The following is an 18,377-nucleotide window of genomic DNA, read 5'->3' on the forward strand; positions in this document are numbered from 1 at the left end:
CATACATACACACCCGGCACGCGTGTCGCGTCCGTACGCGCAGGTGGCACGCGCCCGGTTCGCCGCGCCGCGTCCCGGCGCGCGCACGTGTGCCGCTGCGGCTCATGCGGAGATGCCGTGAGCACCACGGGGAGGGCACGTGCGACTCCCGCACAGATGGAGGCCGCTCCACGGGGAACGGGGTGCCGGATGGCAGACTGGGGCCACAGCCCACGAGGCCGTCGCCCCGGCGGTGAAGAGTACAGCAATGAACCCTTTTGTCCGCCGGGAACCGCGGTAGCCCATACACCTGGACGCATGGCCACGTCAGGCGATTCGCGATTTTTCACTCGAACGTGTGTTTGGCGCAACCTTTCGAAAGCAACTACCGTTGTGCTGCAGGGAGACCATCGAGAGGGGCCGACGTGACCACCACCGCAGACAGTGCCACCATCACTGCCCAGGACCGCTCCCAGGGCCGACTCGAGCCGGTGCATGCGATGAACGAAGCCACGAATCCCGAGGGGCACAAGCGCTCCCTGCCGGGCCGACCTCCAGGCATCCGGGCCGACAGCTCCGGACTCACCGACCGCCAGCGCCGGGTGATCGAGGTCATCAGGGACTCCGTGCAGCGACGCGGCTACCCGCCGTCGATGCGGGAGATCGGCCAGGCCGTCGGCCTCTCCAGCACCTCCTCCGTCGCACACCAGCTGATGGCACTGGAACGCAAGGGCTTCCTGCGCCGCGACCCGCACCGCCCGCGCGCGTACGAGGTGCGCGGCTCCGACCAGGCCGCCTCCGTGCAGCCCACGGACACCGCGGGCAAGCCGGCCGCGTCGTACGTGCCGCTGGTCGGCCGGATCGCCGCCGGCGGCCCGATCCTCGCCGAGGAGTCCGTCGAGGACGTCTTCCCCCTCCCCCGCCAGCTCGTCGGTGACGGTGAGCTGTTCGTCCTGAAGGTCGTCGGCGACTCCATGATCGAGGCCGCGATCTGCGACGGCGACTGGGTCACCGTCCGCCGCCAGCCCGTCGCCGAGAACGGCGACATCGTGGCCGCGATGCTGGACGGCGAGGCCACCGTCAAGCGCTTCAAGCGCGAGGACGGCCATGTCTGGCTCCTCCCGCACAACTCGGCGTACGAGCCGATCCCCGGCGACGACGCGACCATCCTCGGCAAGGTGGTGGCCGTTCTGCGGCGCGTCTGAGCACAGCGGCGGAGGAGCCGAAGGGGCACGTCCCCGCGGCGAACCGCCGAAACAGCGGGCGGGTCCTCCCCGCCCCGCCCTTGACCGGGCCCCGGGACCCCTGCGCCGGTTCCGGGGCCCTGTGCTGTGCCGGTCCCGGTTCCGGGCCCGTGCTGTGCCGGTTTTGGGCCCTGTGCGGTCCGGATTCCGGATCCCGGTGCTGCCCAGGCCCCGATTCCGAGTGATCCCGATCGCGGGTTGGCCTGTCGCGGCGCGCGACAGGCCAACCCGCGATCACTTCGCTTCCGCCTGTTGCGCCGCCGCGTCGATCGCGGCCAGCGACTTCCGGACCTGGTTACGGTCCGTGGTGAACCAGAAGTCCGGCAGTGACGCCTTCAGGTAGCTCCCGTACCGGGCCGTCGCCAGCCGCTGGTCCAGTACGGCGACCACGCCGCGGTCCCCCGACGCCCGTACGAGACGGCCGGCGCCCTGGGCCATGAGCAGCGCCGCGTGGGTCGCGGCGACCGCCATGAAGCCGTTGCCACCCGCGTCCTCCACGGCCTTCTGGCGGGCGCTCATCAGGGGATCGTCGGGACGCGGGAACGGGATCTTGTCCATGACGACCAGCTGGCAGCTGGGTCCGGGGACGTCGACGCCCTGCCAGAGCGACAGGGTGCCGAAGAGACACGTCTTCGGATCGGCGGCGAAGTTCTTGATCAACTCGCCGAGCGTCTCCTCGCCCTGGAGGAGGATCGGGAACTCCGGGATGCGGGAACGCAGTTCCTCGGCGGCCAGCTGGGCCGCCCGCATCGAGGAGAACAGGCCGAGGGTACGGCCGCCTGCGGCCTTGATCAGCTCGGTGAGCTCGTCCAGCATGTCCGCGCGGTCGCCGTCCCGCGCGGGACGCGACAGGTGCTTGGCGACGTACAGGATGCCCTGCTTGCGGTAGTCGAAGGGCGAGCCGACGTCGACGCCCTTCCACTTGGGGAGGTCGTCACCCTCGGTGCCCTCGGGGGCGAGACCCAGGGACGCGCCGACGCCGTTGAAGTCGCCGCCCAGTTTGAGCGTCGCGGAGGTCAGGATGACGGAACGGTCCGCGAAGAGCTTCTCCCGCAGCAGGCCCGACACGGACATGGGGGCGATGCGCAGAGAGGCGCCGAAGCGGTCGTGACGCTCGTACCAGACGACGTCCCACTCGGAGCCGTTCGTGATCCGCTCCGCCACATCGTGGATGGTCTCCACAGAGGCCAGAGCCTGTTTGCGGACTGCGTCCTCGTCCTGCACGGACTTGTCGCGGGTGGTGCCGATCGCCGAGATCACCGTGCGGCAGGCGTCGCGCAGCGCCATGAGCGCGTAGCCGAGGTCCTCTGGAATCTCCTCCAGGCGGCCGGGCAGGGCCAGCTCCATCAGCCGCTCGAAGCCCTCGGCGGCGGTCTGCAGCTGGTCGGCGGCCTTCTCGTTCACGAGCTTCGCGGCGCGGCGCACCGCGCGGTTGACCTGGCCGGGGGTGAGCTCGCCGGTGGCGACGCCGGTGACCCGGGAGACCAGTTCGTGTGCCTCGTCGACGATCAGCACCTCGTGCTGAGGCAGGACCGGGGCGCCCTCGATGGCGTCGATCGCGAGCAGCGCGTGGTTGGTGACGACGACGTCCGAGAGCTTGGCCCGCTCCCGGGCCATCTCGGCGAAGCACTCGGCGCCGTACGCGCACTTCGAGGCACCCAGGCACTCCCGGGACGACACCGACACCTGGGACCAGGCCCGGTCCGAAATGCCGGGCGAGAGGTCGTCGCGGTCTCCGGTCTCCGTCTCGTCGGCCCAGTCACGCACCCGCAGCAGGTCCTGGCCCAGTTTGCTGGTGGGAGCGGCCGCCTCGAACTGGTCGAAGAGGCCCTCCTCCTCGTCCTGCGGGACGCCCTCGTGGAGGCGGTGCAGGCACAGGTAGTTCGACCGGCCCTTGAGCATGGCGAACTCCGGGCGGCGGCGCAGCAGCGGGTGCAGCGCCTCCACCGTGCGTGGCAGGTCGCGCTCCACGAGCTGGCGCTGCAGGGCCAGAGTGGCGGTCGCGACGATGACACGCTCCCCGTGTGCGAGCGCCGGCACCAGGTAACCCAGCGACTTTCCGGTGCCGGTGCCGGCCTGGACCAGCAGATGGGATCCGTCGTCGATCGCCTCCGCGACGGCTTCGGCCATGGCCACCTGGCCGGGGCGCTCCGTACCGCCGACGGCAGTGACGGCAGCGTGCAGGAGTTCGGGGAGTGAGGGCTTCGTCATAGCGCGACCACCCTACGACCCAGCACTGACAAACGGGCGATCACGGCGGGGACGAGGGATGTGATCAAGACGGGGGGCTCCTCGGCTGAGAGGGCGGATCGGTTCGGGTGGGGATGGGTTCGGGCCGGGATTGGTTCGGGGGGATGGGTTCGGTTGGGGCAGGGAGCGGTTCCGGGCGGGTTCGGCTTCGGCAGGGACGGGTTCGGTTCGGCCGGGCCGGGACGGGTTCGACTCCGGCTAAGACGGGATCAGTGCCGGCTGAGGCGGGTTCGGCATCGGCTGAGGCTGGCTCGGCTCGGGCTGAGAAGCGCTCGGCTTCGGCTGACACCGGTTCGGCTTCGGCCGAGACCAGGTTCGGTTCGGGGCACGGTGGTTTCGAGTTGGGGCGCCACCCGCGCCTCCGGCCCCCGCCTGGGAATCGGTATGGCCTGAGAACTCCGTGCGGCGGAAGAAATCGGTGCGCCGGGAGTGGGAACCGGAGCGGCGCGAGCGGTGTACCCAATGTGAAAGCGATGTGACACATCGCTACAGCACATGGCGCAGGGACCGGTCTCGGACCATGAGGGCGGCCTGCTTGGCGGGCAGGTCGACCTCGGCGGAGCACCGGAAACCAGCGCGTAGGAAGGCGGCCATGGAGGGGATGTTGCGAAGGTCGGGTTCCGCGACGACGCGAGCGCAGGCGGGTCTCCTGTCGAGCGCGAGATCAGCGACGGATCTGAGCAGGGTGCTGCCGAGGCCTCGTCCACGGTCGGCGACCGCACCGATGAGGAGGTGGATTCCGGTGTCATGAGGTCGGGCGGGATAGTGGCGAGCAAGCGGATCGAGGTCCGCCCGGTAGATCTCCCAGTAGCTCATCGGCGTGCCGTCCAGCACACCGATGCACGGGACGCTGCGTCCGTCCCCGGCGAGCTGAGCGCGCACATGGTCCTCGGTCACGCGCTGCGGACCTGACAGCTCCCAGAACGCCGAGACGGCGGGGTCGTTCATCCAGCGGCTGACGAGCGGGAGGTCCCGTTCGAGGCGTACGGGGACGAGGTGGAACACGCCGGCAGGTGTGTCGGTCGGCCCCCAGTCTGCGACGCCGTCGAGCAGGTCGTCATCGCTCGGGACGACAGAGGTACCGCTGGTGAGGGTGGCCCCGACGGGCTGCGCCGTGCCGTGGGGCGGCCTCCGTTCTCCGCCAGTGCCGGTGGCGCCCTTCCCGGAACGGGAGCCGGACTCTTCCTCCGCGAAGAGGGCGACGAGCTCGTCGGGCAGGCGCAGTTCGAGCGTGTCCTCACCGTCCGCGTGTGCTCCGGGCCCGGTTCCCGCTCCGCTCGTGTCCCCACCGCTGCTCGGGTCCGGGTCGGCCTCGGCCCTACCGGGGCCCGAGGCGGCTGGGGTATCCGTGTCGACGCTGGTGGTGGGGGCTGCGGCTCCGGTCTCGGCGCTCGCGTCGGTGGGAGGCACGGCGACGCTCCTCTCAGGAGGCGGGATGGGGCATGCTCCTCGGGGATGAAGGGAGTTGAAGGGAGTTGGTGCCGCTGGGGGCGGTCAGGAGTGCAGGGGGTTGGCGATGGTGACGTAGACGGACTGGGTGTCGACCGGGCCGACGAGTTCGTCGAGGCCGTGCAGCCGGGTCAGCAGGTTGGCCTTGCAGCGCAGGACGGGTGAGTCGAGCAGACGGGCGGGCAGCGAGGTGCGCAGCCGGGTCGGGCCGGAGGCGACGTCGCCGAGGAATCGCCGGAAGGCGGCTAGGAGCAGGCGTTCGTCGGCCAGGCCCTGAGAGCCGAACGCGCCGATGAGGCCGAGCACGTTGTTGATCGCGAGGTAGTAGCTGAAGCGCTCGTCGGTGACTTCGTCGGAGACGAAGGTGTCGCTGTGCTCGCCGATGCCGGGCAGCCTGGCGTCGAGTTCCGCGCGGCGGGACTCGCGGAAGTAGTAGCCCTGGTTGTCGCGGTAGCGACATCCTGCGGGCCAGCCGTCGGCGTCCAGCAAGAGGAGGGTGTTCTGCTGGTGGGCCTCCAGTGCGATGCCGGCCTCCCCGTCCAGCCACAGCACGGGACGCACGACTTGCTCGAGGTACCGCATGAACCACTCGGCGGCCACGGCGCCACGAGGTCGGCCGGTCCGGGCGGCGAGGCGCGTGACGATCTCGACCAGCCTGGGCCGCATGGCCGGTCCGTGCGTGTCCGGGAGGGCTCCGGCGGTGCCGAGTCGGGTGTACGGGCGCGGCGAGACCAAGCCGGCGAGGCAGGAAACGTCGTCCGAGGGGCTGAACGGGTTGTGCCGGATCACCACGTCGAGTCCGTACACGGGCTCGCCTTCCGGCCCGTCGACGGCGATCCAGGCCGGGTCACGAATGATGTCGAAGCCCGGGTGCGCGGCCCGCCACTGCTGGGACAGACCGGTGCGCAGCAGCCGGTGGACCTCGACACCTCGGTGGAGCTCTTTGCGGAGGTTCTCGCGGCGGGAGTTGGTGATGCGCAGTCCCAGCGACAGCTTGAGCATGGCGGGTGCGCCGGTCCGGTGCACGGTTCGTACGGAGGAGGTGGGGTGCCAAGGGGTGCCGTGAGGGCCGAGGTCGCGGAGTAGTCCGGTGTCCAGCAGGGCCGCGGTCTCGGGACGATGCCGGATCTCGCGTAGCTGCCAGGGATGCAGCGGCAGGGCCGTGTACCCGTCCGGCAGCGGCAGTCCGGTTCCGGCGAGGCGTGCGGTGAGCTGGGCCGCGGTGACGGGGCGGCCGCGTTCGGTCCAGGCGGAGTCGGTGACGAGTACGGAGGGAGCGACAGCCATCCAGTGCAGGGGGAAGGAACCGCGCAGCTCGGGCGAGTACAGCCGGGCTTCGGTTTCGGAGAGACCCTCGCGGCTCTTCGGGGTGGGGTGCAGCGGGTGTCCGAGGACGAGGGCCTGTTCCGCGGCGAGGAAGAGGTCGGGGCCGTCCGCCGGGTGGTCCCGGCGATCGCTGAGGAAGATGGCGACGCGGCGGGCGGAATCGGCGACGCGGGCGACGAGGTCGGCACCGTCGCCGATCGGGGGGACGGTAGTGGCTGAGGTGGGGCGGAAACCCACGTTGGGGTCGGAGTCCGAGCCACGCTCGGAGTCCGAGCCACGCTCGGCGTCCGAGTCACGCTCGGCGTCCGAGTCACGCTCGGCGTCCGAGTCGGGACCGGAGACCCGGTCGAAGCCAGAGTCCCGGTCGAAGCCGGAGACCTGGTCGACCTGGTGGGAGTCAGAGACCCGGTCGGAGCCGGAGACCCGGTCGAGGGCGACCTCCGGGTCCGGGCCCGAATCCCGGTCAAGGCCTGTCGGAACACCAGTCGCCTCGGCGGCCTCGGTCGGCCGCGACGCCCACGCTGTCTCGGCAGGGTCCACCGACCGCGGCACCCCTGCGGCATTCGCGTCGTCCGCCGCCCGAACCTTGCCCGGACCGCTCCACCCGCCGAATGCCTCCCGGGTGAGCAGGGCGGCGACCGTGACCGCGTCGGCCGGTGGGGCGTGGTCGGGGGCGTCGGCCAGGTACGGGAGACGGAAGCGGTGCCAGCCCGTCGCAGACCAGTAGAGGACAGGGGCGAGCAGGGCGGTGCCGCTGGCGGGCAGGGCGATGCGGAGGAGGCCGTTGTCAGGGGCGGGGAGGTTGGTCTCGCGCACCCAGCAGCGCAGCAGGTTCTCCACGGCCGCCGCCTGGGCCGCGGTGTGCGGGTCGGGGTGCTCCAGGAGGTCGGTGGCGGTGCCGGGCAGCCGCTCGGCGTCCAGCGCCCCTCCCTTCTGGTGAGGAACCGGCAGGGGCTTCGGCCGACCCGGTGCGAGTGTGTCGCCCGAGTGGCGAGCCGGTGTGGAGGCGCTGTCGTGGGGTGTGGGGAGGGGGATGGTGTTCAAGCCGATTCCTCGTGGGGTGGTTCAGGGTCGTGCGGTGCGCGTCGGACTGATGCCGAGGGCAGGCCGACCGTGCACTCAGGTGTCGTGTGCGCGGGGAAGTTCCGCAGTGGAGGGGATGTATGAGGGTGTTCCGCGGAAGCAGAGACGTACGGGCGCGGATGCGCATCGGCCGCCGGTCATCACGCCCGCTCGGTGCGGGTGGTGCCGCCTCGGGACTGGTGGCGCGAGTGATCCGTCTCGTGCGGCTGGTTGCGGCCGGTGTGGCCCCGGGCCGCCGTCTGGACCGCGTCGGCCAGTCGGTCGAGCACCGCGGCTGCCTGCTCGTCGGTGATGGTGAGCGGCGGAAGCAGCCGAACGACGCTCGTGTGACGGCCGCCGAGTTCGACGATCAGGCCGCGCCGCAGGCACTCCTGCTGGACCGCGGCGGCGAGTTCGGGGGCGGCGGGACGAGGTCCGCTCGCGCTGCCCGGCGCGACCGGCAGCCCGGCGCCGGCATCTTCGGCGCCGAGGGTCGCCGACGCGTCGGCGGCGCGAGCGGAAGCCCCGGAAGCCCTCGATCGGCCCGACCGACCTGCGGAGCACAGGCCCACCGGGCCATCGGCCACGACAGCGGAAGCCCGGGGAATTCCCCAACCCCCGGCCCGGCCTCCCAGGTGGTCAAGGGCTGCCGCGCTGTCGGCCCCCCACCCCGAGTCCACCGGCTCGCCCTCCGGATCCACCAGTTCGATCCCGATCATCAGCCCACGCCCGCGTACGTCGCCGATACAGGGGAACTGCGTTGCCAGCTCCTGGAGTTGGGCCAGCATGCCGGAGCCCAGCGTGGCCGCGCGTTCGGCGAGGCGGTTTTCTCGGACGTAGGCGAGGGTCGCCGTGCCCGCGGCCATGGCGAGCTGGTTCCCGCGGAACGTGCCGGTGTGGGCGCCCGGTTCCCAGAAGTCGAGGTCGTCCCGGTAGACCACCACGGCCAGCGGCAGGCTGCCCCCGATGGCCTTGGACAACACCATCACGTCGGGAGTGACGCCACTGTGCTCCACCGCCCAGAAGGCGCCGGTTCGCCCGACCCCCGTCTGGATCTCGTCGGCGATCAGTGGGATGGAGCGGGCGGCCGTGATCTGCCGCATCCGCCGCAGCCAGGCGTCGGGCGCCGGGATCACCCCGCCCTCGCCCTGGACGGGTTCGATGATCATCCCGGCCGGAAGCGGCACCCCCGACTTGGGGTCGTCGAGGAAGGACTCGGTCCAGCGGGCGGCGAGTTCGGCCCCGCGCTCTCCCCCGACGCCGAACGGGCAACGGTAGTCCTGCGGATAGGGCATGCGGGCGACCCGTACGTCGAAGGCGTCGCCGGACGCGTCGAGTGCTCCTGCGGTCATCCCGTGGTAGGCGCCGGTGAACGCGATCGTTACCGTCCGCCCGGTCGCGGCTCGGACGAGTTTGCAGGCGGCTTCCACCGCGTCGGTGCCGGCCGGTCCGCAGAACTGCACGCGCGCGCGATCGGCGAGTCCGGGAGGCAGGGTGTGGAACAGCTCGGTGATGAAGGCGTCCTTGACGGGAGTCGCCAGGTCGAGGACGTGCAGCGGTGCGCCCGAGTCGATGACCTTGCGGATCGCCTCCAGCACGACCGGGTGGTTGTGTCCGAGGGCGAGTGTTCCAGCGCCCGAGAGACAGTCCAGGTAACGGCGGCCGTCCGCACCCTCGATGGTCAGCCCGCGCGCCCGCACCGGCACGATCGGCAGGGCGCGGGCGTAGGTACGGGCCGCGGACTCCCGCGCGGACTGGCGCCGCAGGATCCCGTCGTGCATGGCTCCCGGTCCCGGACTCGCCTCGCCGACAGCGCGCCCCGGGACGGCGTGCCCCGACGTACGCCTCACCACGGCCCCCTCGGAACCACACCTCCCATACGTGGATTCACCCACGGCTCCCCGTCCTCCCACGGTCTTCCCCGCCGCCCCGGAGGCGAGTCGGTTCGACGTCTCGCATGGCTAGGGGCACAAGGGGACCGCCCACGGACAGCAAGCCCCCCACCGCTACCAACCGCGGACCGTTCACCGGGTTACGGGTGGCCTCAAGATCCTTGCGATGAACCGTTGAGGGGTGCCGCACCGCGCCGGGGTGCGCCCCGGGCAACGCCAGCCGCACGGTCTCCGGCCTGCGGGCCGAGCCCGCGCGGCACCGGAGGCCAGGGCCATGCGTGCCCCGCGAGCGGCGAGGTCGCTCAAGCGCCCCTCGGATCAGCAGGCGGACCCGTCGACATCAACGGGCCCCGGCAGGACCGGAGGCGGCAGGACCGGACGCGACAGGACGTCAAATCGGCAGCTGTCCGGACGAACTGCCAGTTCAGACAGCCCGTAGCGAAACCGTTGCCGTTCCGTCGGCACTCCCCCACAGCGAGCGCATAGTGTGTGATGCCGTTCCCGGACACCGTGAGGTCGGCCCGAACTCCTCGTGAGATCAGGTGAGACCACGGCTGAAGCACCAAGTACGTTCACACCAGGGGGAGTCAGATCATGCGTTCCATACGGCCGTCGTCCACCGCTCGCCGAAGGAGGACGGCGCGCCGCGGTACCTCCCCCGTGCTGACCGCCGTGGCCCTCGTCTCGGCGCTCGCGCTCACCGCCACCGCCTGCGAGTCGGGCGACGCCGCGGCGGGCGGCGAGGCCTCCGCGTCCGCCACCGCCTCCGACGACGGCAAGCTGAAGATCCCGGACGACATCAGGGACCGGCTCAAGGAGCACGGGATCGACATCGACAAGTGGAAGAACGGAGCCTGGAAGAACTGGGACAGGGACGACTGGCTGCGCGAGGCCAACGAGTTCGTCAACCCGATCATCGAGGGGCTGTGGGACCCGGACCGCATGCGTCAGGCCGAGGAACCGGACGACCAGGGCGTCGACGACAGTGACCTCTCCGGTGACCAGGGCGTGACCGACCCGGAGCCGCAGCCGGTCCAGGCGCAGGCCGTGCCGCCGTCGTACCACGCCAACGCCCCCACCGCTGGCAAGGTGTTCTTCGACTCCCCCGAGGGCACGATGGTCTGCTCGGCGACGGTCGTGAAGGACCCGGCGCACCCCGGCAAGTCCAACCTGGTGTGGACGGCGGGCCACTGTGTGCACGCGGGCAAGAAGGGCGGCTGGTACCGCAACATCGCGTTCGTGCCGTCGTACAACGACGCGGGCAAGTCGGCCGAGGAGCTGCAGAACGCCACCCGCGAGGAGGTCGCTCCCTACGGCGTCTGGTGGGGTGACTGGGCACAGACCTCCGACCAGTGGATCGAGCAGGGCGGCGCGACGGGCGGGGACGGCGCCCCGTACGACTTCGCCGTCATCCATGTGACGCCGGAGAAGGGCAGCGGCGGCAAGTCGCTGGAGGAAACGGTCGGTTCGGCGCTGCCGGTGGACTTCAAGGCCCCGGCCGTGCCGCAGGTGAAGAGCGTCACCGCGATCGGCTACCCGGCCGCGCAGCCGTATGACGGGCAGACGCTGTACCGGTGCCAGGACCGGCCGGGACGGCTGTCGCTCAGCGCCTCCGACCCGACGATGTACCGCATCGGCTGCAGCATGACGGCCGGTTCGTCCGGCGGCGGCTGGGTCGCGGCGGGCGCGGACGGCAAGCCGGCGCTGGTCTCCAACACCTCGATCGGCCCGGTGACGTCGGGCTGGCTGGCCGGCCCGCGGCTGGGCACGGAGGCCAAGGGCGTCTACGACGCCGTCAGCCAGAAGTTCGCCGGCCAGTGACAACCGGCTGGACTCCGACATCCGGCTGGACTCCGGCATCCGGCTGGACTCAGGCATCCGGCTGAACTCCGACGGCGGTGGGGTGGCGAACGAAGGCGCGGAAACCTTCACCACCCCATCGCCGTTCGCCCTCGACTCCACGGGCATAGTGGGGTGTCCGCACGAGGAGCCGCACGGGCACTCGGCGTGACAGCACCGTCATCACACCCAGCACGACACCGGCACCTTCCAACGGGGGTCATAGCACCATGCGTTCCACACGTATGCCCGCCGCGCCGAGGCGCGGGCGGCGCAGCGTCCTCGCCGCCACCGGGCTCGTCGCCGCCCTGGCGCTCACCGCCACCGCCTGTGGCGGCTCGACCGAGGACAAGGCGAGCGACAAGGCCGGCGCCACCGCCTCCCAGGCGGCCGGCAACGGCGGCGGAAAGGTCCAGCTCCCGGCCGACATCGCCGACAAGCTCAAGGAGCACGGCATCGACGTCGACCAGTGGAAGGACGGCGGCTGGAAGGACTGGGACAAGGACAAGTGGCTCAGTGAGGCCAAGGACTTCGTCAACCCGGTGATCGAGGGCCTGTGGAAGCCGGAGCGGATGCGGTCCGCGAAGGAGGCCAACAAGACCGTCACGACGAAGGACGCCTCGGCAGGCCAGGGCGTCAGCGACCCGGAGCCCGCGCCCGTCCGGGCCACGGCCGAGAAGACCCCGTACCACCGGAACGCGGCCCCGGTCGGCAAGGTCTTCTTCGACTCCCCCGACGGCCCGGCCGTCTGCTCCGGCACGGTCATCAAGGACGTCAACCACCCGGGCAGGTCCAACCTGGTCTGGACGGCCGGTCACTGCGTGCACGCCGGCGGTGACGGCGGCTGGTACCGCAACATCGTCTTCGTGCCGGCCTACAACGACCTCGGCAAGTCCGAGGCGGAGCTGGGCAACGCGAACCCGGCCGAGATCGCCCCCTACGGCAACTGGTGGGCGGACTGGGCCTCGACGTCGAACGAGTGGATCCAGGGCGGCTCGGAGACCGGCGGCGACGGAGCGGCGTACGACTACGCCGTGCTGCACGTGAAGCCGGAGCAGGGCACCAAGTCGCTGGAGGAGACGGTCGGCGCCGCACTGGACATCGACTTCTCCGCCCCGTCCGCGGCCGAGGCCGCCAAGATGGGCGCCTGGGGCTACCCGGCCGCGCCGCCCTACAACGGCCTGAAGATGTTCAAGTGCGTCGACGTGCCCGGCCGGCTCTCGCTCAGCCCCAGCCTGCCGACGATGTACCGCATCGGTTGCACCATGACCGGCGGCTCGTCCGGCGGCGGCTGGTTCCGGGTGCTGAACGGCAAGACGGTGCTGGTCTCCAACACCTCGATCGGCCCGGCCGACAACACCTGGTTGGCGGGCCCGCAGCTGGGCCGCGGGGCCGAGGCGCTGTACCAGAACATGAGCAGGACGTACGGCGGTCAGTGACCCGCACACGCTGACACGCTGAAGGCCCGCTCCCGGTGTCACGGGAGCGGGCCTTCCTGCTGGGCCTTCCTGCTGTGGCCCTCCTGCTGTCGGACGGAGCCGTCAGGCAACCGGTGCCGGAACGTACGGCGTGAGCTCCGCCGCCAGTTCCTCGTGCACCCGCACCTTGAGCAGCGTGCCCTCCGGGGTGTGCTCCTCGGTGAGCACCTCGCCCTCGTCGTGGGCACGGGCGACCAGCTTGCCGTGGGTGTACGGCACGAGCACCTCGATCTCGACCGACGGCCGCGGCAGCTCGTTGTCGATGAGCGCGAGCAGTTCGTCGATGCCCTTGCCGGTACGCGCCGACACGGCGATCGAGTGCTTCTCGACCCGCAGCAGACGCTGGAGCGTCAGCGGGTCGGCCAGATCGGCCTTGTTGATCACCACGATCTCGGGTACGTCGATGGCGCCGACGTCCCTGATCACCTCGCGCACGGCGGCCAGCTGCTCCTCCGGGTTCGGGTGCGAACCGTCCACCACGTGCAGGATCAGGTCGGACTCGCCGACCTCCTCCATCGTGGAGCGGAACGCCTCGACCAGGTGGTGCGGCAGGTGGCGCACGAAGCCGACCGTGTCGGCCAGCGTGTACAGCCGTCCGCTCGGGGTCTCGGCCCGGCGCACGGTCGGGTCGAGGGTCGCGAACAGGGCGTTCTCGACCAGCACGCCCGCGCCCGTGAGGCGGTTGAGCAGCGAGGACTTGCCGGCGTTGGTGTAGCCCGCGATGGCGACGGAGGGCACCTTGTGGCGCTTGCGCTCCTGGCGCTTGATGTCGCGGCCGGTCTTCATCTCCGCGATCTCCCGGCGCATCTTCGCCATCTTCTCGCGGATCCGGCGCCGGTCCGTCTCGATCTTGGTCTCACCGGGACCACGGGTGGCGAGGCCGCCGCCCTTGCCGCCGCCCATCTGGCGGGACAGCGACTGACCCCAGCCGCGCAGCCTCGGCAGCATGTACTGCATCTGCGCGAGCGCGACCTGCGCCTTGCCCTCTCGGGACTTGGCGTGCTGGGCGAAGATGTCCAGGATCAGGGCCGTACGGTCGATGACCTTGACCTTGACGACGTCTTCGAGGTGGATCAGCTGGCCCGGGCTGAGCTCACCGTCGCAGATGACGGTGTCCGCGCCCGTTTCGAGGACGATGTCGCGCAGTTCCTCGGCCTTGCCGGAGCCGATGTAGGTCGCCGCGTCGGGCTTGTCGCGGCGCTGGATCACGCCGTCGAGCACGAGTGCGCCCGCGGTCTCCGCGAGGGCGGCGAGCTCCGCGAGGGAGTTCTCCGCGTCCTGCACGGTTCCCGAGGTCCACACGCCGACGAGCACGACCCGCTCCAGGCGGAGCTGGCGGTACTCGACCTCGGTGACGTCCTCGAGCTCGGTGGAGAGGCCCGCGACGCGGCGCAGAGCCGCGCGCTCGGAGCGGCCGAGCTGGTCGCCGTCCCACTCTCCGTCGATCTCGGGGCTCCAGGCGACGTCCTCTTCCATCAGGGCATCGGCCCGAAGACCCTCGGGGTAGGTGTGCGCGAGGCGCTTGGTGTCCTGGGAAGGGGAAGAAGAGGAGGTCATTGGGTCCTTACGTCGATGGGAAACCGTTCTGCGGCGACGGAGGGAGCTTCGGATGCCTCAGCACGTCGGAGCTGATCCGTCATTGTCCACAACGCACGAGTACCCCGGGAGATTCCCGTGTCCCGTGCCGCGCCGACCTGACGATGGTCGCACGGCACGGGCCGTCTCGTCACCGGGTTATCGGGCGACCGGCTTCCAGTCCGGGTGGCCGGGCATCGGCGGGGTCTTCTCGCCGTACAGCCAGCCCTGGAAGAAACCGCCCAGGTCGCGTCCGGAGACGGCGGAGGCGAGTCTGACGAAGTCACCCGTCGTGGCCGTGCCGTCCCGGTGGAGGGTGACCCAGGCCCGCTCCAGGCGCTCGAAGGCGGAGCGGCCGATCTCCTGCCGCAGGGCGTAGAGCACGAGCGCCGCGCCGTCGTAGACGTTCGGCCGGAAGATGCCCATCTTCTGGCCCGGCTTGGGCGCCTTGGGAGCCGCGGGCGGCCCGCCGGCCGCACGCCAGCGGTCGGAGGCGCCGTAGGCGGCCTTCATGCGCGCCTGTAGCGACTCGCCCGCCTTCTCCTCCGCGTACAGGGCCTCGTACCAGGTGGCGTGTCCTTCGTTGAGCCACAGGTCGGACCAGTTGCGGGGGCTGACGCTGTTGCCGAACCACTGGTGGGCCAGCTCGTGCACCATGATCGACTCCACGTACCACCGGGGGTAGGTGGGCTCGGTGAACATCTGCCGCTCGAAGAGCGACAGCGTCTGCGTCTCGAGTGCGAACCCGGTGGAGGCGTCGACCATGAGCAGGCCGTACGTCTCGAAGGGGTAGGTGCCGACCTTGGCCTCCATCCAGGCGATCTGGTCGGGGGTCTTCTTCAGCCACGGTTCGAGCGCGGCGCGGTGCTTGGTCGGCACGACGTCCCGCAGGGGCAGCCCGTGCGGGCCGGTGCGGCGCAGGACCGTGGAGCGGCCGATGGACACCTGGGCGAGTTCGGTGGCCATGGGGTGCCGGGTGCGGTACGTCCAGGTGGTCGTGCCGCCGGACCTGTCCACGTCGGTCGGCAGGCCGTTGGCGACGGCCGTGTGGCCGTCGGGTGCGGTGACCCGGATGGTGAACAGCGCCTTGTCGGAGGGGTGGTCGTTGCACGGGAACACCAGGTGGGCGGCGTCGGCCTGGTTGGCCATGGCGAGGCCGTCGGCGGTGCGCACCCAGCCGCCCTCGCGGCCCTTCGCGGGTCCGGGGCCGCTGGTGTGCCGCACGGTGATCCGCATCCAGTCGCCTTCGGAGACCGAGTCCTCGGGCGTGACCACCAAGTCCTCGCCGGCGCTGCTGAACGCGGCCGGCGCGCCGTCGACCTCGACCGAGTGGACCGTGCCGTGGGCGAAGTCGAGGTTGACGCGGTCCAGGTCGGTGGTCGCCCAGGCGTCGATCGTGGTGACGGCCCGGAGGGGCTCGGTGTTGGTGCCGGGGTAGTTGAAGGCGAGGTCGTACGAGGCCACGTCGTATCCGGGGTTGCCCAGGTACGGGAAGAGGCGGTCGCCGACGCCGAGCGGGACCGCGGGCGCGCTCGCGGCGACCAGGCAGACGGAGACGGCGGAGGCGAGCAGCGCCACTGCCGTCCGCCGGCGGCGGGCGCGGGGGCCCTGGGTCGGGAGGGCCCGAGTGTGGGGGGTGAGCAGCATGCCCCACGGCTATCAGCGCGCGCGTGCGCTAGGGCGACGACGCGCGCCCGGCCCACCCGAACCGGGGACCGGGGCCTGCGCCGGGTGCCGTCTCACGCGCCCGCCGACGCCCGTACGGCGGGGCCACGCGCACGTGCGGCTGGGTCACACGCACGTACGCCCGATCGCACGTCAAGCGCACCAGGTCACGGGCACGTTCGCCTGGTCACGCATGAGGCGCGCCAAGTCACGCGTGCGCCGCTTCACGCGTCAAGCGCGCTCGGCGTCCGGGCCTGCGGCTGGGCACGGCTCACGTCGTACACGCCGGCCACGTTGCGCATCGCCCGCATGAGGGCGGGCAGGTGGGCTGCGTCCGGCAGCTGGACGGTGTACGTGTGACGTACGTGCTGCTGGGTGGGCGGCTCGACGGTCGCGGAGACGATCTCCGCGCCTTCGAGGGCCATCGCTTCGGTGAGGTCGGCGAGCAGATGCGGGCGGACGAACGATTCGGCGACCAGCGTGACCCGGCACTCGGTGGTGTCACCCCAGCGCACGTCGACCTCCGTACGCCCCGCGCTCTTCATCCGCGCCACCGCGGCGCACTCGACGCGGTGCACGGTGACCACTCCCCCGCGTACGGCGAAGCCGGTGACCTCGTCGGGCGGTACGGGCGTACAGCAGCCGGCGAGCCGTACGGTCGCGCCGGGCCGGTCGACGAGGACGTGGGCGGCTGCGGGGCGGCCGGCGGATCCCTCGCCGACCGCGCCCTGGCTCGCGCTCGCGGCCGCGGCGGGCCGGAACGCCGTCACGCGTTCCTCGGCCGAGGAGGAGTCCCCCTGTGCCGGATGGGCGGCCAGCCACCGCTGGATGGCGATCCGGGCGGCGGGCGTGTGGGCGTGCTCCAGCCACTCCCTGGAGGGCCCGGAGGCGGGGTCCTGGCCCATGAGGAGCTGGACGGTGTCGCCGTCCTTCAGGATGGTGCTCAGGGTCGCCAGACGGCCGTTGACGCGGGCGCCGATGCACGCGTGCGCGTCCTCGCCGTACTGCGCGTACGCGGCGTCAACGCACGTCGCGCCCTCGGGCAGGCCCAGCGTGCCGCCGTCGGGCCGGAACACGGTGATCTCCCGGTCCTGGGCGAGGTCCTCGCGGAGGGTGGACCAGAACGTGTCCGGGTCGGGTGCGGCCCGCTGCCACTCGAGGAGCCGGGAGAGCCAGCCGGGCCGGGTGGGGTCGGCGCGCTCGCCGTCGGCCGGGTCGTCGGGCGCGGGCGCGTACGGGTTGCCGAGGGCGACGACACCGGCCTCGGCGACCTTGTGCATCTGGTGGGTGCGGATGAGGACTTCGACGACCTGCCCGTCCGCCCGGGCGACGGCGGTGTGCAGCGACTGGTACAGGTTGAACTTCGGTACGGCGATGAAGTCCTTGAACTCCGAGACGACCGGCTTCATGCAGGTGTGCAGTTCACCGAGTACCGCGTAGCAGTCGGCGTCCTCGTTGACCAGTACCAGCAGGCGGCCGAAGTCGGCGCCGCGCAGCCGGCCGCGCTTGCGGGAGACGCGGTGCACGGAGACGAAGTGGCGGGGCCGGATGAGGACCTCGGCCGGGATGTCGGCCTCCCGCAGAACGCCGCGCACCTCGTCGGCGACCTCGGCGAGCGGGTCGTCCGCGCGGGCGGCGTTCTCGACGATCAACTCCCGGGTGCGCTGGTACTCCTCGGGGTGCAGGATCGCGAAGACGAGGTCTTCCAGCTCGGTCTTGAGCGCCTGGACGCCGAGGCGTTCGGCGAGCGGGATGAGGACGTCCCGGGTGACCTTGGCGATGCGCTCCTGTTTCTCGGGGCGCATCACGCCGAGGGTGCGCATGTTGTGCAGCCGGTCGGCGAGTTTGATCGACATCACGCGGACATCGTTGCCGGTGGCGACGAGCATCTTGCGGAAGGTCTCGGGCTCGGCGGCGGCACCGTAGTCGACCTTCTCCAGCTTGGTGACGCCGTCGACGAGGTAGCGGACCTCCTCGCCGAACTGCTCGCCGACCTGATCGAGCGTCACGTCGGTGTCCTCGACGGTGTCGTGGAGCAGGGACGCCGTCAAGGTCGTGGTCTCCGCGCCGAGTTCGGCGAGGATCAGGGTCACGGCGAGCGGGTGCGTGATGTACGGCTCGCCGCTCTTGCGCATCTGGCCGCGGTGCGAGGACTCGGCCAGGACGTAGGCGCGGCGCAGGGGTTCGAGGTCGGCGTCGGGGTGGTGGGCGCGGTGGGCCTCGACGACGTGGCCGATGGCGTCGGGCAGCCGGTCGCGCGTGGCGGGGCCGAGCAGCGCGGCACGGCCCAGACGGCGCAGGTCGATCCGGGGGCGGGCCTTCCTGCGCGGCGCGGCAGGCGCTACCGGGCCTGGCGTCACGGGGTTCGTGGCATCCGCACTCATGGGCACCTCCGGCTGCGTGGTCCGGCGGACGGGGTGCCCCAGGGCGGACACGGCTCAGGGGGCGGCGACCGGATCCCCCGTCCGGGCCGGTGCTTGATGCTATCGAGCCCAACACCCGCGACTGACCGCCTCTCGCCGAGCGTGAAACGGATCACCCATTCGAGCGAAGGTTTGCAGGTTTACGTTTTCGAACCGGGTGACCTGCGGCGCGGCACGGTTTCCGGCCACATGGCG

The 18,377-nt window shown here is 71.4% G+C and carries 10 protein-coding genes; 3 read left to right on the forward strand and 7 right to left on the reverse strand.

Annotation, left to right across the window (positions count from 1 at the left end; genetic code table 11):
* The first annotated feature begins 404 nt into the window (after positions 1 to 404).
* Positions 405 to 1,184 (forward strand): transcriptional repressor LexA, encoded by a 780-nt coding sequence (gene lexA / locus ACYVMZ_RS27505; RefSeq protein WP_210589133.1) that lies wholly within the window; start codon positions 405 to 407, stop codon positions 1,182 to 1,184.
* Between the two features lie 273 nt (positions 1,185 to 1,457).
* Here lexA and ACYVMZ_RS27510 read toward each other — a convergent pair whose 3' ends face one another.
* The 4 genes from ACYVMZ_RS27510 to ACYVMZ_RS27525 form a co-directional block, all read right to left on the reverse strand.
* Positions 1,458 to 3,434: an ATP-dependent DNA helicase gene (locus tag ACYVMZ_RS27510; protein WP_461084218.1), complete on the reverse strand. Its 1,977-nt coding sequence runs from the start codon at positions 3,432 to 3,434 to the stop codon at positions 1,458 to 1,460.
* Between the two features lie 525 nt (positions 3,435 to 3,959).
* A complete protein-coding gene (locus ACYVMZ_RS27515) occupies positions 3,960 to 4,883 on the reverse strand; it encodes a GNAT family N-acetyltransferase (RefSeq protein WP_461084220.1) in 924 nt (307 codons plus the stop codon).
* An 84-nt stretch (positions 4,884 to 4,967) separates the two neighbouring features.
* Positions 4,968 to 7,292, reverse strand: coding sequence for an IucA/IucC family protein (locus ACYVMZ_RS27520; RefSeq protein WP_461084222.1), 2,325 nt, complete (start codon positions 7,290 to 7,292; stop codon positions 4,968 to 4,970).
* A gap of 179 nt (positions 7,293 to 7,471) precedes the next feature.
* The gene (locus ACYVMZ_RS27525; RefSeq protein WP_461084224.1) at positions 7,472 to 9,091 is read right to left on the reverse strand and encodes a diaminobutyrate--2-oxoglutarate transaminase family protein; all 1,620 of its coding nucleotides are present in this window, start codon (positions 9,089 to 9,091) and stop codon (positions 7,472 to 7,474) included.
* A gap of 705 nt (positions 9,092 to 9,796) precedes the next feature.
* On the opposite strand from ACYVMZ_RS27525, the gene ACYVMZ_RS27530 reads away from it, so the two are divergent.
* Both ACYVMZ_RS27530 and ACYVMZ_RS27535 read left to right on the forward strand, forming a co-directional pair.
* Positions 9,797 to 11,023: a trypsin-like serine peptidase gene (locus ACYVMZ_RS27530; RefSeq protein WP_461084226.1), complete on the forward strand. Its 1,227-nt coding sequence runs from the start codon at positions 9,797 to 9,799 to the stop codon at positions 11,021 to 11,023.
* 248 nt (positions 11,024 to 11,271) lie between these two features.
* Complete coding sequence (locus ACYVMZ_RS27535) at positions 11,272 to 12,480, forward strand: trypsin-like serine peptidase (protein ID WP_461084228.1); 1,209 nt, start codon at positions 11,272 to 11,274, stop codon at positions 12,478 to 12,480.
* Positions 12,481 to 12,582: 102 nt separating this feature from the next.
* Here the strand turns inward: ACYVMZ_RS27535 and hflX are convergent, their stop codons facing one another.
* The 3 genes from hflX to ACYVMZ_RS27550 form a co-directional block, all read right to left on the reverse strand.
* Complete coding sequence (hflX, locus tag ACYVMZ_RS27540; protein WP_461084230.1) at positions 12,583 to 14,076, reverse strand: GTPase HflX; 1,494 nt, start codon at positions 14,074 to 14,076, stop codon at positions 12,583 to 12,585.
* Between the two features lie 177 nt (positions 14,077 to 14,253).
* Entirely contained in the window at positions 14,254 to 15,741 is a 1,488-nt protein-coding gene (locus tag ACYVMZ_RS27545) for a M1 family metallopeptidase (RefSeq protein ID WP_461084232.1), read from the reverse strand.
* Between the two features lie 242 nt (positions 15,742 to 15,983).
* A complete protein-coding gene (locus tag ACYVMZ_RS27550) occupies positions 15,984 to 18,143 on the reverse strand; it encodes a RelA/SpoT family protein (RefSeq protein WP_461084234.1) in 2,160 nt (719 codons plus the stop codon).
* Positions 18,144 to 18,377 lie beyond the last annotated feature (234 nt).

It is taken from the genome of Streptomyces deserti, from assembly GCF_054782695.1.